The sequence below is a fragment of the Streptomyces broussonetiae genome (genome assembly GCF_009796285.1).
In the GTDB taxonomy this organism is placed as follows: domain Bacteria; phylum Actinomycetota; class Actinomycetes; order Streptomycetales; family Streptomycetaceae; genus Streptomyces; species Streptomyces broussonetiae.
The window spans coordinates 1,736,526-1,756,902 of record NZ_CP047020.1; the positions used below are offsets into that span (position 1 = coordinate 1,736,526).

The following is a 20,377-nucleotide window of genomic DNA, read 5'->3' on the forward strand; positions in this document are numbered from 1 at the left end:
GTAGGAAGAGATGGATGCTGGACTGCTGGTCCTCCGGCTGGTGGCGGGACTCCTCGTCGCCGGCCACGGAGTGCAGAAGGTGAGCTACCGGCTGGGGGGCCACGGCTTGGCAGGCGGAACCGAGGAGTTCCGTCACGACGGGTTCCGCGGCGGCCGTCTGACGGCGGTCGTGGCGGGCGCCAGTCAGATCGGTGCCGGCCTGTTCCTGGCCGCCGGGCTGCTGACGCCCCTCGCCGCGATGGCGGCCATGGGCGTGATGACGGTCGCGGGCACCGTGAAGTGGCCGAAGGGCCTGTGGGTGCAGAACGACGGCTACGAGTACCCGATGGTCCTCGTCGTCGTCTCCGTGGCACTGTCGCTCACCGGGCCCGGCCGGTGGTCCCTCGACCACGCGCTGGGCATCACCCCGTGGCCGCTGTGGATCGTCCTCGCCGCGATCGTGCTCGGCCCCACCAGCGGGCTGCTGACCCGCCTGGTGCTGCACCGCGTGCCCACCACGTCGGAAAGGACACCTCATGTGCAGGCTGCTGACTGACGCGGCGCACACCCTGGTGCCGCCCAGGGACGACCGCCACGGACCGCTGCCGCCCCTGATGCTGACCCTGACCGTGGTCACCGGTCTGGTCGACGCGGTGAGCTATCTGGCCCTCGGGCACGTCTTCGTCGCCAACATGACCGGCAACGTGGTGTTCCTCGGATTCGCGCTGGCGGGCGCCCCGAATCTGTCCGCGCTCGCCTCCGTCGTCGCGCTGGCGGTGTTCCTCCTCGGCGCGCTGGCCGGCGGCAGGCTGGGCAGCCGGTTCGCCGCGCACCGCGGGCATCTGCTGCGGACGGCCACCGCCGCGCAGACGGTCCTGGTCGCCGTCACGGTCGCCGTCACGGCGGTCACCGGCGACCGGGTCACCACCGGTGTCCAGTACACGCTGATCGTGTGTCTCGGGCTCGGCATGGGCCTGCAGAACGCCGTCGCCCGGCGTCTCGGCGTACCCGACCTCACCACGACCGTACTGACGCTGACCCTCACGGGGCTGGCCGCGGACTCGATCCCGGCGGGCGGCGCGGCGCCGCGGCCCGGACGCCGGATCCTGTCGGTGCTGGCCATGCTGCTCGGCGCGTTCGTCGGCACCGAACTCCTCCTGCACGGCCATCTCGTGCTCACACTCGGCCTCGCCCTGCTGCTCCTGGCGCTCACCTGCGCGGTGACGCACCGGCTGTCGAGCACCGACGCCGCCTGGATCCGGCCACCGTCCTGAGGAACCGGCGCCCTGAAGGCCCCGGAGCGAAGTCACTGCGCTCCGGGGCCACATCCTGTGCGCTCCCGGTCAAGAACCCGTCGCCGACGGGCTGTACGGTCACTCCCCTCCCATGCCCGCCACACACCCGGTCTGGACAAGCATGAAGAGCACACCGTCGTCACCAGCACCCGCAAAGACCGACTCCCCGTGGGCACCCCTCGCGGCCCGTGTCTTCCGGGCACTGTGGATCGCCCAGTTGGTCTCCAACATCGGCAGCTGGATGCAGACGGTGGGCGCACAGTGGCTGCTGGTGGGCCACGGCGCCGCGCTGGTGACGCTCGTCCAGACCGCCGCCAGCCTTCCCGTCGTGCTGCTGGCCCTGCCCTCCGGGGTGATCGCCGACCGCTTCGACCGCCGCTCGGTGCTGCTGGCCGCGCAGTTCGCGATGCTCGCGGTGTCCGGCACGCTGGCCGTACTGGCGTTCACGGACTCACTGTCCCCGACGCTGCTGCTCGTCCTCACCTTCCTGCTGGGGGGCGGTACGGCGCTGATGGGCCCGGCCTGGCAGGCGATCCAGCCGGAGCTGGTGGAGCGCCGGCGGCTCGGCCAGGCGGCGGCGCTGGGCGCGGTGAACATGAACCTGGCCCGCGCCGTGGGTCCGGCGCTGGGCGGGGCGTTGGTCGCGGCGGCCGGCGCGGGCTGGGTCTTCGCCTTCAACGCGGCCTCGTACCTGGGCATCGCGGCCGTCCTCCTGGTCTGGCGGCGCCCGCCGACGGCCGCCCCCGGCACGGGCAACGAAGGGCTGCTGGCCGCCCTGCACGCGGGGCGCCGCTATGTGTGGAACGCGCCCGGTGTACGCCGGGTCCTGCTGCGTACGCTCCTGTTCGTCCCCGGCGGCGCGGCGCTGTGGGCCCTGCTGCCCCTGACGGCGAGCCGCTCCCTGGGCCTCGGCTCGGGCGGATACGGGCTGCTGCTGGGGGCGGTGGGCGTGGGAGCGGTGGCAGGGGCCTTCACGCTGCCCCGCGTGCGCCGCGTGCTGGGGGCCAACGGCACGCTCGCGGCGGGCGCCGTGGTGTTCGCCGGGGTGCTCGCGGTGCTGGCGACGGTCCGTACGCCGTGGCTGGTCGCGGCCGCACTGCTGCCCGGGGGCCTCGCCTGGATCGCCGTGCTGTCCACGCTCAACGCGGCCGTGCAGACACGGCTGCCGGGCTGGGTCAGGGCCCGGGGGCTCGCCGTCTACCTCCTGGTCTTCCAGGGCGGCCAGGCTCTTGCCGCGCCCCTGTGGGGAGCGCTGGCCGGCCGGCTGGGGCTCAGCGGATCTCTGCTGACCGCCGGCGCCGTGATGCTGCTCAGCGCCGCCAGCGTGCGCCGGTGGCCGCTGCACGACCCCGAGGGGATCAACCCCTCGCCGTCCGACCACTGGCCCGCTCCGCCGCTGGTGTTCGAGCCGGGAGAGGCCGACGGCCCGGTCCTGGTCTCCGTCGTCTACCGGGTCCCGGCCGGCAACCGCGCCGAGTTCACGGACCGCATGCACCACGTGGCCCGGTCCAGGCGCCGTACCGGGGCCCTGACCTGGGGCCTGTACCAGGACGGCAGCGAGCCGGAACGCTTCGTCGAGACCTATCTGATCTCCTCCTGGGCGGAGCACCTGGCCCAGCACCACGTCCGGCTGACGGCCACCGACCGCGACCACGAGGAGCGGGCTCGAGAGCTGCTCACGCCCGGAACCCTCCCCGAGGTGACCCATGCCTTCGACACCACGTCCGGACCCGCGGTACGGCAACGGACCAACGTCGGTGCGCCGGGCTCCGGTCCCTGAGACCTCCGCTCGGTGCTCGCCCTCTCGGGTTCTGCGTGCCGGGCCCATGCGGCCGCCGGCACGGAGAACCGGACTGCTGCCCCTCAGTCCCGCGTTCCACGCAGGCTCACGGGCGGGGAATGTTGCGCAGGTTGGCCCGGGCCAGGTGGACCATGCGGCCGACGCCTCCGCTCAGGACCGTACGGCTCGCGGACAGTGCGAAGCCGCTGAGCTGCTCGGTGGTGATCTTCGGCGGGACGGCCAGTGCGGCGGGGTCGGTGACGACATCGACCAGCGCGGGGCCGTCATGGGCGAAGGCCTCGCGCAGCGCGCCCCGTACGTCGGCGGGCTTCTCCACACGGATACCGAGCGCCCCGGCCGCCGTGGCGATGGCGGCGTAGTCGGTGTGCGGGTAGGTCGTGCCGTACGGGGGCAGGCCGTCGACCATCATCTCCAGGTCGACCATGCCGAGGGAGGAGTTGTCGAAGACGACCACCTTCACCGGCAGGCCGTACTGGACGAGGGTGAGGAAATCGCCCATCAGCATGGAGAAGCCACCGTCGCCGGAGAGGGAGACGACCTGCCGGCCGCGGTCCAGGAACTGCGCGCCGATGGCCTGGGGCAGCGCGTTGGCCATCGAACCGTGCACGAAGGACCCGAGGATGCGGCGGCGGCCGTTGGGCGTGAGGTAACGCGCCGCCCACACACAGCACATGCCGGTGTCCACGGTGAACACCGCGTCGTCGGCGGCCTCTTCGTCGAGCACCGAGGCCACGTACTCGGGGTGGATCGGGGTGTGCCGCTCGACGTTGCGGGTGTAGGCGTTCACGGCGCCCTCGAGGGCGTGCGTGTGCCGCTCCAGCATGCGGTCGAGGAAGTGACGGGAGATCTTCTCGCGCACCGCGGGCGTCAGGCACCGCAGTGTCTCGCGTACGTCACCCCAGACGGCCAGGTCGAGTCCGGTACGCCGGCCGAGCCGTTCGGGCTGCACGTCGACCTGCACGGTCCGCACATGGCGGGGCAGGAACTCGGTGTACGGGAAGTCGGTGCCGAGCAGGATCAGCAGGTCGCACTCGTGCATGGCCTCGTACGCCGATCCGTAGCCGAGCAGCCCGGACATGCCGACGTCGTACGGGTTGTCGTACTGGATGTGCTCCTTGCCGCGCAGCGCGTGGCCGACCGGTGCCTTGACCTTCTCGGCGAAGGCCATGACCTCGGCGTGGGCGCCCTCGACGCCCCGGCCGCAGAACACCATGACGCGCTCGGCGGCGTCCACGAGTTCGGTGAGCCGGGCGAGTTCCTGCTCGCCCGGGCGGATGGCGGGCAGGTCGAGGGGTATGGCGAGTTCGGGGGCGGCCTCCGGGGAGACCTCGGCTGCGGTGTCGCCGGACAGGGCCACCACCGACACTCCGCGCCGTCCGACGGCGTGCTGGATCGCCGTCTGCACCACGCGCGGCATCTGACGGGGCGAGGAGATCAGCTCCGAGTAGTGGCTGCACTCGGCGAACAGCCGGTCGGGGTGGGTCTCCTGGAAGTAGCCGGTGCCGATCTCGCCGCTGGGTATGTGGGCGGCCAGCGCGAGGACCGGCGCCATCGAACGGTGGGCGTCGTACAGGCCGTTGATCAGGTGCAGGTTGCCGGGGCCGCAGGAGCCCGCGCAGGCGGCCAGGCGGCCGGTGAGCTGGGCCTCGGCGCCGGCGGCGAAGGCCGCGACCTCCTCGTGGCGGACCTGGATCCACTCGACGTCGTGGTGTCGTCTGACCGCGTCGACGACGGGGTTCAGGCTGTCCCCGACCACGCCGTACATTCGGCGCACGCCCGCGCGCGCCATGAGGTCGACGTACTGTTCGGCGATGGTCTGCTTGGCCATGACACTCCTGGGATTTCCGGCACAACGGCGGACGCCGCCGTGTGAGGGCACAGCGGTTCCCGCGTCCCGCCACACGTCGCGATCACGTTAGTGAGCCGGGAGAAGCGGACTTGACCGTCGGCGCACGAGATCCGTCCCGACAGCGCACCGGTGCCCGGCCGCGGTCGGGAGACCCGCGCGCTGCGCCGTGTGCAGGGGTCCGTCCAGTACGGAGAGCGAACGGCCGCTGCGGCCGCCGCGCACCCGCCATGAGTTCCGCCGCGAAGGACACGGCGGTCTCCTGCGGTGTCGTCGCGCCGAGGTCCGGCCCCAGCGGTGGGTGCAGACCCGCCAGGGCGTCGGGGGACACGCCCGCCTCGGCGAGGTTGCGGAGCCGCCGTGCCCGGGTGCGCCGGGAGCCGAGCGCAGCCACGTGGGCGAGCGGCCTGCCGAGCGCCTCGACGAGCACGGGGACGTCGAACTCCGGGTCGTGCGTCATCACGCACACCACGGTCCGGCGATCGGTCACCAGGGCCGCGAGACACCTGTGCGGCCGGTCGACACACTGCCGAGGGCCGTGCCGTCGCCGCGGACGAGCGGTGCCGCTCCCGGGCGCAGCGGCGCACTGCCCCGGACGGCGACGACGCCGGCGACTGCACAAGGAGATCCCACGGCCTGCCACTCCAGCAGGCGGGGCACCAGTTCGGGCACGGGGGGCTCCGATCCACCGCCGGTCGCGGGCGTCATCGCGAGGCGTCCACGGGCGTCAGCCCGAGGAACCTGCGGCCGTTGGCCTCGAGTGCCGTGGCGTCGATCCCGTGGCCGAGCGGGAAGCCGGCCGGGTCGGGCTGCGCCATGTCGAAGGGGTAGTCGCTGCCGCAGACGATCCGCTCCGGCGAGGCATGGGCGCGCAGCAGCGTCAGGACGTCCGGGTCGTGGGTGATGGTGTCGAAGTAGAGCTGGGTGAAGGATTGCGCGGGCGGACGGGTGCTTCCCCGGCGCACGTCGTCGCGCGAGCGCCAGCCGTGTCCCCACCGGCCCAGCAGCAAGGGTGCGCAGCCGCCGCCGTGGACGAAGCAGATCCTGAGGCCGGGGAGTTCTTCCAGGACGCCGCCCAGGAGAACCGCGGCCACGGCGGTCGTGCTCTCGACCGGGTTGCCGATGAGGTTGACGAGGTAGTGGTGGTCCCATTCGGCGCGCGGCAGCTGCATCGGGTGGACCAGGACGGACAGGCCCAGTTCGGCGGCGACGCCGAGGATCTCCCGTGGGGCGCCCCGGTCGAAGGACCGGCCGTCGACCACCGGGGGTACGGCGACGCCCGCGACGCCCTCCGCGGCAGCAAGCCGGGTCAACTCCCGTCGGGCGGCGTCCACGTCGTCCAGCCGGACGAGTCCGAGCCCGACGAGCGCGCCGTCCGTGCCGGCGACGGCGGCGGCGAGTTGTTCGTTGTAGGAGGCGACGTACTCGTCCGCCTCGGCGGGGGCGTGGACGGGGAAGGCGAAGGGCGGCGCGGAGACGACGCGGGCGCCGAGTCCGGCCTTGAGGGTGTCGGCGACGACGGCGTCGACGTCGGTCATCGCTGCGCTCGCAAACCCCAACGGGGCGTTGCCCAGGTAGAGTTCGCCGTCGCGGTCGTGCATGCCGCCGAGCGGGTTCCCGGGCGGGAGGGCGAGCAGGTCGCGCGGCAGCCAGTGGGCGTGGACGTCGATGACTCCGGCGCGCAGGGCACCGTTCATGGTGTTCTCCTCGATCGGCCCGGCAAGCGGCGCTCACCCGGGGCTCGCGTGTGTCAGGCCGTGGCCCGGCGTTGTTCCCGGGCCGCGCGCTCGATGGCGCGCCGGATGGGCCCGTAGCCGGTGCAGCGGCAGATGTTGGACCCGACCACGTGGTCCATGGCCTCCGGGTGGTCGGCGAGGTCGGGGTCGGCGTCCATCGCGCCGGCGGCCACCATGAGGAAGCCGGGTGTGCAGAAGCCGCACTGGAGTGCGTGTTCGGCGGAGAAGGCCCGCTGCAGCGGGTGGGGCTCGCCGTCGGGGCCGGCAAGGCCCTCCACCGTGCGCAGACAGCGGCCGTCGGCCTGCGCGGCGAGCACCAGGCAGGAGCGGACCGGCTCGCCGTCCATGAGGAGGGAGCAGGCTCCGCAGATGCCGTGCTCGCACCCCAGGTGCGTACCCGTGAGTCCGAGGTCGTCGCGCAGGACGTCGGCGAGCACACGGCGGGGTTCGACGTCGAGGCAGTGGTCGGTGCCGTTCACGTTGAGCGTGATCTTCATCGGTGGTCTTCCTGTCGTGCGGTGAGGCGGGTGCGCTGGTCCTTCGCCGCTTCGAGCAGCGTTCTGGCCACCAGGACGGCGATGATCTGCCGCTTGTAGGCGACGTCGGCGAACGGTTCGGGCAGGGGCGCCGCGTCCCGTTCGGCGGCGATACGGCCGACGCGGGCGAAGGGATGGTCGTCGTGGACCCGGGGCCCCACCGGGAGCGCGCCGAGTGCGCTGCCGCGCAGCGCGTCTTCCGCGGCGCGGGCCCGGACCGGTCGGTCGGCGGAGTTGACCAGGCCGATCCGTACGTCGCTGATCACGCCGTCGTCGACGGTGAGGGCCGTCCCGACGGCGGCCTGGGCGAAGCAGAAGTGTGTACGGCGGTGCTCGATGAAGCTCACGCCGGTGTTCGCGCCGAGCAGCGGCAGGCGTACGGCGGTGATCAGTTCCTGGGGCCGGCGGGCGGTGCGGAAGGGGCCGAGGAAGTAGTCACGGGCCGCGACGGACCGGGCGCCGTCGGGTCCGGCCAGCTCCACGGTGGCGTCCAGGGCGATGCCGATGGCGCACCATTCCGAGGCGGGATGGGCCCAGCCGTAGCTGCCGGCCATGGTTCCGCGGGAACGGATGGGCGGGTGGGCGATGTTGACCACGGCCTGGGCGAGCAGGGTGCCGAGCGGGCCCGGCACGGCGTCGGGCGACTCGAAGGCCGCGTGCCGGACCAGGGCGCCGACGCGCAGTTCGTCGCCCTCGACGCGCATGCCGTCGAGTTCCGGGATCCGGTTGATGTCGACGACGAGTTGCGGCCGGATGCGTTCCAGGTGCATCTCCAGGATCAGGCTCTGTCCGCCGGCGATGACCTGGGCCCTGCGTTCGGTGTCGCCGAGTGCCTCGACGGCCTCGGCGACCGTGCGGGGTACCGCGTAGTCGAAGGTTGCGGGTTTCACCGGACGCCTTTCTCGTGCGTCGAGGCGCTGAGCGCGCGCAGGATGCTGTCAGGGGTGAGCGGCATCTGCAGCAGCTCGGGATCGACGTCCGGCAGGGCGTCGGCCACGGCGTTGGCGATGGCGGCCGGGGTGCCGATGCAGCCCGACTCGCCCGCGCCCTTGGCACCCAGCGGGGAGTTGGGGCTGGGGGTGTGGGTGTCCTTGACCTCGATGGGCGGGACTTCCGTGAACGTCGGGAGCAGATAGTCCAGGAAGCCGCTCGCCACGTGCGGTACGCCGTCGTCGTCGAACTGCATGCCTTCGTAGAGGGCCTGGCCGATGCCCTGCAGGGCCGAGCCGTAGGCCTGTCCGTGCACCACCGTGGGGTTGAGGATCACTCCGCAGTCGTCGACGGTGACCAGCTGCAGGATGTTCACGAGGCCGAGGTCGGGATCCACCTCGGTCACCGCCACGTGTGCGCCGAAGGGGAAAGCCTGTCCGGTCTCGAACCGGTCCTCGACGCGCAGCGGCCCGGTGTGCTTCACCAGTTCGCCCAGGCCCACGAGGGCCGAGCCGTTGTGGGCGGTGTGCAGGGAGCCGTTGGTCCACTCGACCTGGTCGACCGGCACATCCCACAGCCCGGCCGCCCGGGTGCGGGCCTCCTCGGTCAGGAGGTTCGCCAGGTGCTGGAACAGGGCGCCGTCGACCTGCGCCGAGCGGCTGGCGAACGAGCCCAGTCCTTCGGGCTGTTGGTCGGTGTCGCCCTCGACGAGGCGCACCTGCGCCTCCGGGACCCCGAGGAACTTGGCGACCAGCGCGGGGAAGACCGTCTCGTGCCCCTGACCGCTGGGGGCCGCGCCGCAGCGGGCGGTGACCTGGCCGTCCTCGCTGACCTCGAGGCTGCCGCACTCGTGCAGGCCGCCGGCTTCGCCGCCGGAGCGCTCCACGTAGCAGGAGATTCCGATGCCCAGCGGAAACGCGTCGGGGTCCGTGCGGCGACGGGCCTGTTCGGCACGCCACCTGCCGTGGTCGATCGTCTCGAGGGCCAGGTCCAGGGCGGCGGCGTAGTTCCCGCTGTCGTAGACGCGTCCGACCGGCGTCTCGTACGGGAAGGCGTCCGGCGGGATGAAGTTGCGCCGTCGCAGCTCGATCGGGTCCATCCCGAGCCGCCGGGCGAGCAGGTCCATGCTCCGCTCGATCGCGATCGCCGCCTCGGGGCGTCCGGCGCCCCGGTACGGGTAGGTCACCATGGTGTTGGTGAGCACCGAGCGCAGGGTCGCGTGGACGCGCGGGGTGGTGTAGGCGCCGGCCGCCATCCACGCCGTCTGCATGGGCAGTCCGGCGCCGAGGTGCGGGTAGGCACCGACGTCGGCGTTGATCGACAGCTCGTAGGCGAGGAGCCGTCCGTCGGCGTCGGCGGCGAGCCGGACCCTCTGGTCCTGGCCGCGGCCCCGGGTGGCGACGAGCATCGACTCCAGGCGGTCCTCGATCCAGCGGACCGGCCGCCCGAGTTTCACGGCCAGGTGGGCGACGGCCACGAACTCGGGGAACGCGGCGCTCTTCGACCCGAAGGCGCCTCCCGTGTCCGGTACGACGACCCTGATCCGGTCGGCGGACCAGCCGAGGAGCGCGGCGAGTTCACGACGCAGCCGGTGCGGCATCTGGTGCCCCGACCACACCGTCAGCCGGTCTCCCTCCGGTACCGCGAGGATGGTGCGGCATTCCATGGGGCTGGGGATCAACAGCTGCTGCCGGTAGGTGGCCTCCACGACGGCCGCCGCGTCCTCCCAGACCGCGGGGTCGACGGGCTGACCCGCCTCGCCCCGCAGGACGACGTTGCTCATCCCGTCGAACAGCCGGACGCAGTCCTCCAGCGCCTCGGACGGTGTCACCACTGCGGGCAGCGGATCGACCGTGGCGGTGACCTCGGCGACCCCGTCCTCGGCCCGGTACCGGTCCTCCCCGAGGACGACCGCCAGCGCCTCGCCCGGATAGCGCACCCGGTCCTTCACGAGGGCCGGCCACTCCCGGCCCGCGACGGCCTCCTCGGTGGAGAGCCTGGCCAGCAGGGTGTGGGGGACCGCGGGGAGGTCCGGCAGATCCGCGGCCGACCAGGCGCCCACGACCCCGGGCACGTCCCGGGCCGCCGTGCAGTCCACTGCGCGCAGTACGCCGTGGGCCACCTTGCTTCTCACAAATGCCGCGTCCAGACATCCCGGAACGTGGATATCGGCAACAAACCGGCCTCTCCCGGAAAGCAGTCGCTCGTCCTCACGCCTTGTCCAATGCTCCACAGCAACACCTCGTTCGTGTCCTTGCGGGAATCAACGCCATTCCGGGGTCATTCCGATGGAACAGCACGCCGGTCGAATTCAGCAGCTTGGACACTACTCACGGGTGAAGCGGCGGAGCGAGCGACAGGCGGGCCCTGTGCACTCCGGGGAAAGAAGCGGTGCGCTGTCAGCCCAGTTCCGTGTCCAGCCACCGCAGGACCTCGGGCCGCACGGGGTCCGTGATGTCGGCGAACTCCTCGTGCCGTTTCAGGAACTTGGCCACGTACGGGCACACGGGAACGATCCGCTTCCCCGCGTTCCGTACGTCGGTGAGCGCTTCCTGGACCAGCCGGGAGGCCAGTCCCTGTCCGGCGAAGGCGTCGTCGATCTCGGTGTGGTAGAAGACGCGCTGTTCGCCACGGTCACGGTAGGCGGTCAGCCCGGCGCGCTCGCCGCCGACCAGGATTTCGTAGCGGTTCTCCGCATCCACGTGTTCGACGACCGGAGCGACGGAAGGCTGGCTCATCAGGTGTCCTTTCGGTTGGGGTGGGAAGAGTTTTGCCACTCTTCCCGGGATTTGGCAATATCCGGATGACCGCGCCCCCTTGACTCCGGCCCAGGAAATTCCGCACCGCGCAGCCCCTTCTCCCTCACGTGCTTCGACAGGCAACACCCCGTGCGCTCGTCGGCAAACCATGCCCCGGACCCGCCGTACGGTCGTCGAAGCCCGGCCGAGGAAGTCAACCGGACAGTCGCAGAGAGGAATTCGGCATGAGACAGCATCCTGCCCGCGCCGCACAGGAAGACCTGGTCGTTCTCACGACGACGGTGCTGGCCACCGTGGCCGGCGATCCACCGGTACCGTTGCCCGCCGAGTTGCGGTACACCCCGACGGATCCCTACGCCGTGTGCCTGTCGCTGGGCGCCCCCGCCGCAGTCCCCGTCGACTGGGTCTTCGCCCGGTCGCTGCTGGCCGACGGAGTGCGCCGGCCCACCGGGTCCGGGGACGTGGTGGTGCTCCCCCGGCACCGCAGCCGTCCGGACACGGTCCGCGTCCTGCTCAGGCCGTGGCACGGGGCAGCGGCTCTCGACGTCGCCGCCCGTGACGTCTCGGACTTTCTGCACCTCGCCGACGCGCTGGTGCCGCCGGGCACCGAGCACCGGCACATCGATCTCGACCACGTCGTCGAACAGCTCACGGCCGGCAGCGAGTGACCGCCCGGCCTGCCCCGCCGTCGGAGCGGGCCACGCCTTCCTCGCCCGGCTCCCGTGCGCTCAGGGGCACCTTCGCGTGCACTCGCGGGCAAGGCGGCCGCCGGTTCGGCCCCTAGCGTCGATCGCGCACGTTTCGGCACGACATCGCAGGAGGCACGCCATGACCACCAACTCCACGCCCACGAGCAGCCAGCCCTGGCTGCATCAGAAGGGGGCGGTCATCCAGGAGTTCGGGACCGTCAAGCAGTTCCCCGTCGCCCTGTCCTTCGAGGCGCGCATGTACTCCTCCCAGCGCCTGAACAAGGTGCTGGCCGACACCCAGATCCTCTACGGCCTCTACAAGAAGCACCACTGGAGCATGCGGGGCGCGACCTTCTACCAGCTGCATCTGCTCCTGGACAAGCACGCGGGCGAGCAGTTGGAACTCGTCGACGCTCTCGCCGAGCGCGTCCAGACGCTGGGCGGTGTCGCCGTGGGCGACCCCCGGCACGTCGCCGAGATCACGTCGATCCCGCGCCCGCCGGACGGCGTGGAGGAGGTGCCGGCCATGCTCTCGCGACTGCTCGAAGCCCACGAGACCATCCTCACGGACGCCCATCAAGCGGCCGCCCGCACCGCCGAACTGGGCGACGACGGCACCAACGACCTGCTGGTCTCGCAGGTCATCCGCACCGGCGAACTACAGGCCTGGTTCCTGGCCGAGCACCTGGTCGACACCCCGCTGGTCCGCGTCTGAGCCGTCCGCACGGCACACGGAAGGCGTGCGGCGCCGGGTGAGAGACCGGTGGACGCCCCGACCGCACAGGGCTGCGGGTGCCGCTCCCCCCTGCCGCTGATGCGGTGCATGTTCCCGCCTCGGGCGCGGACCGGATTCCCGGTCCGCGCCCGACGCCCGTCAAACCGCCGCTTCCCTGGAGTACCCATGGCTTCACCCGGCGTCGTCGAACTGTCCCGATGGCAGTTCGCGATCACCGCGATCTTCCACATGACCTTCCCCGCGCTCACCGTCGGGCTCTCCGTGCTGCTCGCCGTCGTGTACACGGTCTACGTCCGCACCGACAACCCCCTGTACCTGCAGATCTTCCGGTTCTGGAAGAAGATCTTCGCCGTCGGCTTCGGCCTGGGCGTCGTCGCGGGCACCGTGATGACCTTCGAGTTCGGCCTGAACTGGGGGATTTACGCCCACGCGGTCGGGCCGGTCATCGGGGTCACCATCGGCATGGAGGTGATCACGGCCTTCTTCCTGGAGGCGGGGTTCATCGGCCTGATGCTCTACGGGGACGGGCGGATCCGTCCGCGCACCATGGCCCTGGCCAGCTGGATGGTCGCCTTCGGAACGCTGCTGTCCACCACCTGGATCCTGTCGGCCAACAGCTGGATGCAGGACCCGGTCGGCTACCAGAAGGTCGCCGGCCAGTTCCACGCGAGGGACTGGATCAGCATCCTGTTCAACCCCGCCTTCGCCCACCGCTTCCCGCACATGCTGCTGGCCGTACTGATCAGCTCCGCCTGGTTCGTGGGCGGGATCTCCGCCTGGTACCTGGTGAAGAAACGGTCGTCCGCCCAGCCCATGGCCCGCCGCTGTCTGTCCATCGCCCTCGGCGTCCTCGGTGTGCTGATGCCGGTGCAGCTGTACGTGGGCGACGGCACCGCCGTCTTCATGGGACAGCACCAACTGCCCAAGCTGGAGGCTTTCGAGGGCAACTGGAAGAGCGACAACAACGGCTACAACCTGCTCGTCGTACCCGACACGTCCAAGGGAGAGAACCGGCTGCACGTCGAGATCCCTCATCTCGGCTCGGTCATCGCCCAGGACCTCAGCGGCAGGACGAATACACCCGGACTGCTGCAGACCCCGCCCGACGAACGCCCCAACATGTGGACCACGTTTTACGGCTTCCGCGCCATGTACTTCACCGCGCTGCTCATGTTCGGCACGGCCTTCGCGGGCGTGGTCCTGCGCATGCGGCGGCGCCTGTTCGACTCGCCGCGTTTCCTGCGGTGGATGGTGTGGATGACCCCGGCCGGGATCGTCGCGATCACCGGCGGCTGGATCGTCGCCGAGACGGGCCGCCAACCGTGGGTCGTCTACGGCCAGTTGCGCACCTCCGACGCGGTCTCCCACCTCTCCACCGCCGAAGTCGCCGCGAGCCTCGTCGGCTTCGTCCTGCTCTACGTCACCCTGCTGGCCATCTGGGCCCGCTACATCGTCCGTACGGTCAAGGCCGGCCCCGAGGCACTGGCCACCGGTCCCGCCTCGCCCGACGTCCCGGAGGCCCTCGTTGCTTGAGTACGCCGCTTACGCCCTGGTCCTCTTCTCGCTCGGCATGTACGTCGTCCTCGACGGCTACGACCTCGGCGTGGGCATGCTCAGTCTGGCGGCCCGTCCGGAGCGTCGAAGGGAGTACGGCGAGATCGTCGCCACCGCCTGGGACGCCAACGAGAGCTGGCTCATCCTGGTCGGCGTGGTCCTGTGGGCCGGTCTGCCCGCCGCCTATGCCGTGGTGCTGCCCGGCGTCTATCTGCCACTGATCGTCCTGCTGGTCTCGATCATCCTGCGCGGACTGGGCCTGGAGATGCACAGCGCGGCCGGCCGCTACCGGCGTGGCTGGGCGCTGCTGTTCGGCGGGGCCTCGCTCGCGGCCACCGTGTGCCAGGGCCTCGTCCTCGGAGCCGTGCTCACCGGCCCGCACCAGCGGAACGGCGCTTTCCACGGCGGGGCGTTCGACTGGTTCAGCCTCTACGGCGTACTGTGCGCCCTCGGCCTGGTCGTGGTCTACCTGCTGGCCGGGGCCGCCTGGCTGCAGGACAAGACCGAGGGGTGGTCACGGTCGGGGGTCCGGCGCACCGGACGGACCCTGCTGGTGGCCACCGTGGTCATGGCGGTCGTGCTCGGTCTGCTGCTGCCGGACGCCGACCCGCAGCAGTTCCAGCTGGGCCAGCCGGTGCGGGCCGTACTGTTCTGGCTCGCCGTGGGGGTCGCCGCCGTGGCAGGCGCCGTGGCCTGGCACGGCTTCGGCCGTCGTCCCGACTGGCGGCCGTTCGCGGCCGTGGCCACCATGACCGCCAGTGGGCTGCTGGGACTCGCCGCCCTCTGCCTGCCGGTGGTCGTACCACCCGGCCTGACGGTCCATCAGGCAGCGAGCCCGCACTCCTCCCAGGTCTTCCTGGTCCTCGGCGTCGGCCTGTGCATGCCGTTCGTCCTCGCCTACAACATCTACGCGTGGCGGAGTTTCCGCGGCAAGTACAGCGACCCGGTGGAAAGCCCGCTACCGCCGTTGCCCGCACGGGGCCGGGCACTCCCGGCCGTAGCGGCGTCCACCGGCGCGGCGCGGACGATCGTGCGACGCGTCCTGCTGACCGTGCTCGGCATCCTGGCCACCGGCCTCTCCCAGGACGTGTTCGGCGGCTCCTCCGACCTGATCGGGCCGATCGGCGTCACGGTGCTGGGCGGCACCGCGCTGGCCGCCTGGATCGTCGGCGACCGCCGTGACGGCCGCGCCGGATACTTCGACGCGGACACCGGGGCGGAGACCACCTCGTGAGCGGCACCGCCGTTCTGCTCGACGAACTGGCCGCGGACCGGACCGACGATCCGGTGCCCGCCAGGCTGCGGGACTGGGCAGTGGTCGGCCGGCCCGAGCTGCGCCGCGCGGGGATCCTGCGCGGCGCGGCCCAGTCGGGCACGGTCCTGTGGGCGGGCGGTCTCGGCTGGGCAGCGCAACGCGGCCTGTCGGCGCTGCACGGCGAACTGCCCGTGGTCGCACTGCTGTTGCCCGCCCTGCTGACCGCGGCCGGGGTCGCCCTGCGCGCCGGACTGCTGGCCGCGGGCGACGCGGCAGCCGCCCGTGGTGCCCGCGTCGTACGCGAGACGCTGCGCCGCCGGATCATCGAGACGGCACTGCCCGCCCACGGTCCGGTCCGCACCGACCTGGACGAGGCGGCACCCGGCCGGGCCGTCGACGGCGAGGTCGACCAGCTGACCGACTGGCTCACCGGTTACCTGCCCGCGCGCACCACCATGCTGCTCGGCAGTGGTCTCGTGCTGGCCGCCATCGCCTGGCGCAGCTGGTTCGTCGCGCTGCTCGTCCTGGCGGCCACCCCGCTGCTGCCGGCCAATCTGAAGGTCATCGGCCTCGGCACACAGGGCGCCGTCCGCGCCCAGCTGACCGGGATCCGCACCCATCAGGCGCGGCTGCTGGACCATCTGCGCGGACTGCCCACCCTGGTCGGGCTCGGCGCGCACGACGAGGCGGCCCGTGCCCTGGAGCGGGACGACCGGGAGGTCGCGCGGCGGACCGAGAAGGTGCTGCGGATCGCCTTTCTGTCGACCGCGTGGGTCGAACTGCTCATCACCGGCACCCTCGCCGTGGTGGCGACCTACTGCGGGCTGGTGCTGCTCGACTACCTGCACCTGCCCCTCGTCCCGGACCGCATGAGCCTGTCCGCCGCGCTGTTCGTCCTCGTCCTGGTGCCCGCCTACTTCGCCCCGGCCCGGGACCTGGCCGCCGGTTACCACGCCCGCGCCCAGGCCGCTGCCGCCGCCGAACTGCTGGGCCCGGTCCTGGACGCACCCGGCGAGCGGGACGTGCCGTCCGCCGCGCCGGTCCGGCCGTCCCGTGGCGCGTCGCCTCCCGGGGTGCGTCTGGAAGCGGTGACGGTCCGTCATCCGGGGCGTACCGGACCCGCCCTGGACCGGGTCGGTGTGCGGCTCGCACCGGGCCGGTGCCTCGCTGTCACCGGGCCGAGCGGGGCGGGCAAGTCCACCCTGCTGGCCGTGGCGGCGGGGCTCGTCGCCCCGCACGAGGGCCGCGCGCTCCACCTCGTGGACGGACGGGCCGTCCCCGCCGGTCCCGGCCGGGTCGCCTGGGTGGGCCAGCCGGCACACCTGCTGCCCGGCACCCTCCGCGAGAACCTCCTCCTGGCCCGGCCCACCGCGAGCGACGACGACCTCCTCGACGCCGTCGCCTCCCTCGGCTTCGACGACCTTCTCACCGCGCTGCCGCGGGGACTGGACACCCCGCTCGGCGAACGCGGCACCGGCCTGTCCTCCGGCCAGTCGCAGCAACTCGCCCTCGTGCGGGCGCTGTTGCGGGACGCGCCACTGCTGTGCCTGGACGAACCCACCGCACATCTCGACCCGGAGGCGGAGCTGCGGGTCCTGTCCGCGCTGCGGACGCTGGCCCGCGACCGTACGGTCCTGCTCGCCACCCACAGCCCCGCGCTGCTGCCGCTGGCGGACCAGGTCATCGCTCTGGACCACGGGAGAGCCCGATGAACCCGACCGGCGCCTGGCGCCTGCTGCGCACGGCGGCTCCGCGCCGCGCCCTGCTGACCGGCATGCTGCTGGCCACCGCCGCCGAACTCGGCGGAGCCGCGCTCCTCGGCGTCTCCGGCTGGTTCCTGACGACCTGCGCCGTGGTCACCCTCCAGGCCAACACCACCTGGTCCTGGATGTACCCCTCGGGCGCCGTGCGGACGCTGGCCCTGGCCCGCACCGGACTGCGCTACCTCGAACGCCTCGACAGCCACCGCACGTTGCTGACCGCCACCGTGGCTCTGCGCACCCGGCTGGCCCGTGGCACCGCCCGCCTCACCTCCCGGGAGCTGCGCGGACAACGTGACGGCGCACTGCTCGCCCGGCTCACCACGGACGTGGAGACCGTCGCGGGTCTGCCCGCGAACGTCTGCGCGCCCCTGGTGGCCGCGGTCACCACCGCCTGTCTGATCGAGGTCCTGCTGCTGTGGGCGGTGCCGGTCCTGGGGGCGGCCGAGCTGGTCGTGTGGGCGGCCGGGCTGGTCTGCGCCCGGCGGGCCCACCGCCGGGCGCGGGCCCATCTGGCCGCCGCCACCGAGGCCAGGGCCGCACTGCGTACGGTGCTGCTCGGCAGCCGGGCCGCCTTCGACGAACTGCGCTGCCTGGACGCCGTGCCACAGGCCCGGCAGGCCGCGACGACGGCGATGACGTCCGTCGAGTCCGCCGAGTGGGCCGCCGGCCGGGCCGAACGGCTGAGCCGTCTGACGCTGCGCCTGCTGGCCGCCGTGGGTCAGGCGTCGGTGCTGCTGATCGCCCTGTGCACGGCTGCGGCGCAGCCTGTCGCGGTCGTCGTGGGCGAGGTGCTGCTGATGGCCGCGGGGTGGGAGCTGCTGGAGCGGTTGCCCCGGCTGCTGCACCTGCTGACCGAGGCCGGCGACGCGGCCGGTCGCCTCGCGCCACTGGCCGCCGACGAGCCGCCGCCGGGTCGGCAGCGGCGGACCGCGCGCGGTGCGCGGACGACCCCGCACGACCTGAACAGGACCCTGCCCGGCCGCGAACCCGCCCCGCACGGCCCGCAGTCGACCCCGCACCCTCGGGACACGGCCTCGCTCGGCCTGGAGACGGTCGGGCTGTCGCTTCCCGGATCGCCCGCGGCCCTCACCACAACGCTGTCCGGCCCCGGTCCGGTGCTGGTCACCGGCCCCAACGGCAGCGGGAAGTCGACTCTGCTCGGGCAACTCGCCGGACGGATACCGGCCCCTGCCGGCACGGTCCTCCTCGGTGGCAGACCCGTCGACGAACTGCCGGCCCGGGGCGTCGCCGAGACGATCACCCTGGTCGAGGCGGACGACTGGCTGGCCGACGACACGGTGGCGGCCAACCTCCGTCAGGCCGCCCCCTCGGCCGACACCGCCGCCCTGCAGGCCGTACAGGAGGTGGTCGGTCTCTCCGCGCTGCCGCTTCAGGCCCCGGTGGGCCCCGGCGGGCGTCTGCTGTCCCAGGGGCAGCGGCGGCGCCTCGCGATCGCGCGTGCCGTGCTGCGGCGCCCGCCGGTGCTCCTGCTGGACGAACCCACCGCAGGTCTGGACCGGCCCACCGCCGAGGCCCTGCTGACCGCGCTGTTCCGGACGCTGCCCGGAACCACGGTGGTGATCGCGATGCAGGAGCAGGACCTCGGCCTGCTCGACCGGCCGCCGACCGCGGTCGTCCGCCTCGGGCGGACCACGGACCGGGCCGCCACGGACCCGCTCGGGCCCGTGGCGGCCGGCCTCAGTCGAAGCGCAGGTCGGACAGCTGCCGTTCGAGCGCGGTGACGTCGTCCTCGGGCGCCGTCCCGGACGGGCGGGCGGCCATGAGGGCGGCCAGCTCGCCGCCCGCCCGCCGGATGCGCGCGGGCAGCCCCTCCGTGTAGGCGTCGCCGCCCGATCCCCAGTCCTCGGACGCCGCGTACACCGCGGTGGGGGCGACGGAGGCCCGCAGGTAGGCGAAGAGCGGGCGCAGTGCGTGCTCCAGGACCAGGGAGTGGCGGGCCGTGCCTCCGGTCGCCGCGATCAGGACCGGCTTGCCTGTGAGGGCGTCCGGATCGATCAGGTCGAAGAAGGACTTGAACAGCCCGCTGTAGGAGGCGGTGAAGACGGGCGTCACGGCGATCAGACCCGCGGCTCCCGTCACCGCGTCGATCGCGGCGGCCAGCGGGGGCGGCGGGAAACCGGTCACGAGGTGGTTGGCGACGGCGACGGCCAGCTCACGCAGCTCGACGACCTCGGTCTCCACCTCCAGGTCCCGGGTGGCGAGTTCGCCGTGGACCGCCTCGGCGAGACGGTCGGCGAGCAGACGCGTGGAGGACGGGGTGCTCAGCCCCGCGGACACGGCGACGAGCTTCATACGGCGCTCACCTCTTCCTGGACCTCCCGGGCCCTGAGCAGGGACGCGTGCGTCGGCGCGTCCGGGACGTCGGCGGGGCGGCCGTTCGCGAACTCCTTGCGCAGCACGGGCACCACCTCCTCACCGAGGATGTCGAGCTGTTCCAGCACGGTCTTGAGGGGCAGGCCCGCGTGGTCCATGAGGAACAGCTGGCGCTGGTAGTCGCCGACGGTCTCGCGGAAGGCCAGCGTCCGCTCGATGACCTGCTGCGGCGAGCCCACCGTCAGCGGGGTCTGCTCGGTGAAGTCCTCCAGGGACGGCCCATGGCCGTAGACCGGCGCGTTGTCGAAGTAGGGGCGGAACTCCCGTACGGCGTCCTGCGAGTTCTTCCGCATGAAGACCTGCCCGCCGAGCCCGACGATCGCCTCCTCGGGGCGTCCGTGCCCGTGGTGGGCGTAGCGCCGCCGGTACAGCTGGACCATCCGCCGTGTGTGCTCGGCCGGCCAGAAGATGTTGTTGTGGAAGAAGCCGTCACCGAAGTAGGCCGCCTGGTCGGCGATCTCCGGCGAGCGGATCGAGCCGTGCCAGACGAACGGCGGCACTCCGTCCAGCGGACGGGGCGTCGACGTGAAACCCTGAAGGGGCGTACGGAACTTCCCCTCCCAGTCCACGACGTCCTCGCGCCACAGGCGGCGCAGCAGCCCGTAGTTCTCCCGGGCGAGCGGAATGCCCTGCCGGATGTCCTGCCCGAACCACGGGTAGACGGGCCCGGTGTTCCCGCGCCCCAGCATCAGGTCCACCCGGCCGTCCGCGAGGTGCTGGAGCATCGCGAAGTCCTCGGCGATCTTCACCGGGTCGCTGGTGGTGATCAGGGTCGTGGCGGTGGACAGGATCAGTTTCTCGGTGCGGGCGGCTATGTGGCCGAGCATCGTGGTCGGGGACGACGGTACGAACGGCGGGTTGTGGTGCTCGCCGGTCGCGAAGACGTCCAGGCCCACCTCCTCCGCCTTGAGCGCGATGGCGACCATCGCCTTGATCCGCTCGTGCTCCGACGGCGTGCGGCCTGTGGTCGGATCGGACGTCACGTCCCCGACCGTGAAGATGCCGAACTGCATGGGTCCCTCTTCTTCCGGCAATCGTGTGCGGTGGGGAACGCTAGGCGCCGGGTACGCGGGCGTCATGACTGTGCGTGCACGGGGTCGAGTC

Annotated in this window: 19 protein-coding genes; 9 read left to right on the forward strand and 10 right to left on the reverse strand. The window is 72.4% G+C overall.

What is annotated here, in order from left to right; genetic code table 11:
* Window positions 1-10 precede the first annotated feature (10 nt).
* The 3 genes from GQF42_RS08185 to GQF42_RS08195 all read left to right on the forward strand — a co-directional run bounded on the left by GQF42_RS08185 (window position 11) and on the right by GQF42_RS08195 (window position 3,054).
* On the forward strand, window positions 11-535 hold the full coding sequence (locus GQF42_RS08185) for a DoxX family protein (protein WP_158918981.1): 525 nt from the start codon (window positions 11-13) through the stop codon (window positions 533-535).
* Window positions 516-1,253, forward strand: a complete 738-nt coding sequence (locus GQF42_RS08190; protein ID WP_158918982.1) for a YoaK family protein — start codon at window positions 516-518, stop codon at window positions 1,251-1,253. The genes GQF42_RS08185 and GQF42_RS08190 overlap by 20 nt, the downstream gene beginning before the upstream one ends.
* A 142-nt stretch (window positions 1,254-1,395) precedes the next feature.
* Window positions 1,396-3,054 (forward strand): MFS transporter, encoded by a 1,659-nt coding sequence (locus GQF42_RS08195; protein WP_158918983.1) that lies wholly within the window; start codon window positions 1,396-1,398, stop codon window positions 3,052-3,054.
* A 106-nt stretch (window positions 3,055-3,160) separates the two neighbouring features.
* Here the strand turns inward: GQF42_RS08195 and GQF42_RS08200 are convergent, their stop codons facing one another.
* The 8 genes from GQF42_RS08200 to GQF42_RS08230 form a co-directional block, all read right to left on the reverse strand.
* Complete coding sequence (locus GQF42_RS08200; protein ID WP_158918984.1) at window positions 3,161-4,903, reverse strand: pyruvate dehydrogenase; 1,743 nt, start codon at window positions 4,901-4,903, stop codon at window positions 3,161-3,163.
* Window positions 4,904-4,985: 82 nt separating this feature from the next.
* A complete protein-coding gene (locus GQF42_RS08205) occupies window positions 4,986-5,411 on the reverse strand; it encodes an XdhC family protein (RefSeq protein ID WP_233273293.1) in 426 nt (141 codons plus the stop codon).
* Complete coding sequence (locus tag GQF42_RS45765; protein ID WP_233273294.1) at window positions 5,408-5,593, reverse strand: XdhC family protein; 186 nt, start codon at window positions 5,591-5,593, stop codon at window positions 5,408-5,410. The genes GQF42_RS08205 and GQF42_RS45765 overlap by 4 nt, the downstream gene beginning before the upstream one ends.
* A gap of 32 nt (window positions 5,594-5,625) precedes the next feature.
* Window positions 5,626-6,618 (reverse strand): amidohydrolase family protein, encoded by a 993-nt coding sequence (locus GQF42_RS08210; RefSeq protein ID WP_158918985.1) that lies wholly within the window; start codon window positions 6,616-6,618, stop codon window positions 5,626-5,628.
* Between the two features lie 53 nt (window positions 6,619-6,671).
* The gene (locus GQF42_RS08215) at window positions 6,672-7,154 is read right to left on the reverse strand and encodes a (2Fe-2S)-binding protein (RefSeq protein WP_158918986.1); all 483 of its coding nucleotides are present in this window, start codon (window positions 7,152-7,154) and stop codon (window positions 6,672-6,674) included.
* Window positions 7,151-8,083, reverse strand: coding sequence for an FAD binding domain-containing protein (locus GQF42_RS08220; protein WP_158918987.1), 933 nt, complete (start codon window positions 8,081-8,083; stop codon window positions 7,151-7,153). The genes GQF42_RS08215 and GQF42_RS08220 overlap by 4 nt, the downstream gene beginning before the upstream one ends.
* The gene (locus tag GQF42_RS08225) at window positions 8,080-10,257 is read right to left on the reverse strand and encodes a xanthine dehydrogenase family protein molybdopterin-binding subunit (protein ID WP_233273295.1); all 2,178 of its coding nucleotides are present in this window, start codon (window positions 10,255-10,257) and stop codon (window positions 8,080-8,082) included. The genes GQF42_RS08220 and GQF42_RS08225 overlap by 4 nt, the downstream gene beginning before the upstream one ends.
* A 265-nt stretch (window positions 10,258-10,522) precedes the next feature.
* Window positions 10,523-10,861 carry a GNAT family N-acetyltransferase gene (locus GQF42_RS08230; RefSeq protein WP_158918988.1) on the reverse strand — a complete coding sequence of 113 codons (339 nt, stop codon included), beginning with the start codon at window positions 10,859-10,861 and terminating at the stop codon, window positions 10,523-10,525.
* A 245-nt stretch (window positions 10,862-11,106) separates the two neighbouring features.
* On the opposite strand from GQF42_RS08230, the gene GQF42_RS08235 reads away from it, so the two are divergent.
* The 6 genes from GQF42_RS08235 to GQF42_RS08260 all read left to right on the forward strand — a co-directional run bounded on the left by GQF42_RS08235 (window position 11,107) and on the right by GQF42_RS08260 (window position 18,621).
* Entirely contained in the window at window positions 11,107-11,550 is a 444-nt protein-coding gene (locus tag GQF42_RS08235; RefSeq protein ID WP_158918989.1) for an SsgA family sporulation/cell division regulator, read from the forward strand.
* A gap of 160 nt (window positions 11,551-11,710) precedes the next feature.
* Complete coding sequence (locus GQF42_RS08240; RefSeq protein ID WP_158918990.1) at window positions 11,711-12,286, forward strand: Dps family protein; 576 nt, start codon at window positions 11,711-11,713, stop codon at window positions 12,284-12,286.
* A 186-nt stretch (window positions 12,287-12,472) separates the two neighbouring features.
* Window positions 12,473-13,840, forward strand: coding sequence for a cytochrome ubiquinol oxidase subunit I (locus tag GQF42_RS08245; RefSeq protein ID WP_158918991.1), 1,368 nt, complete (start codon window positions 12,473-12,475; stop codon window positions 13,838-13,840).
* Window positions 13,833-15,095, forward strand: coding sequence for a cytochrome d ubiquinol oxidase subunit II (locus GQF42_RS08250; protein ID WP_158918992.1), 1,263 nt, complete (start codon window positions 13,833-13,835; stop codon window positions 15,093-15,095). Before GQF42_RS08245 ends, GQF42_RS08250 begins: the two co-directional genes overlap by 8 nt.
* Window positions 15,092-16,828, forward strand: a complete 1,737-nt coding sequence (locus tag GQF42_RS08255; RefSeq protein WP_199272610.1) for an ABC transporter ATP-binding protein/permease — start codon at window positions 15,092-15,094, stop codon at window positions 16,826-16,828. The genes GQF42_RS08250 and GQF42_RS08255 overlap by 4 nt, the downstream gene beginning before the upstream one ends.
* The gene (locus tag GQF42_RS08260) at window positions 16,825-18,621 is read left to right on the forward strand and encodes an ATP-binding cassette domain-containing protein (protein ID WP_158918993.1); all 1,797 of its coding nucleotides are present in this window, start codon (window positions 16,825-16,827) and stop codon (window positions 18,619-18,621) included. The genes GQF42_RS08255 and GQF42_RS08260 overlap by 4 nt, the downstream gene beginning before the upstream one ends.
* Here the strand turns inward: GQF42_RS08260 and GQF42_RS08265 are convergent.
* Window positions 18,578-19,192 (reverse strand): FMN reductase, encoded by a 615-nt coding sequence (locus GQF42_RS08265; protein WP_158918994.1) that lies wholly within the window; start codon window positions 19,190-19,192, stop codon window positions 18,578-18,580. The two genes, GQF42_RS08260 and GQF42_RS08265, sit on opposite strands and share 44 nt — an antisense overlap.
* Window positions 19,189-20,286 carry an LLM class flavin-dependent oxidoreductase gene (locus GQF42_RS08270; RefSeq protein ID WP_158918995.1) on the reverse strand — a complete coding sequence of 366 codons (1,098 nt, stop codon included), beginning with the start codon at window positions 20,284-20,286 and terminating at the stop codon, window positions 19,189-19,191. Before GQF42_RS08270 ends, GQF42_RS08265 begins: the two co-directional genes overlap by 4 nt.
* Window positions 20,287-20,377 lie beyond the last annotated feature (91 nt).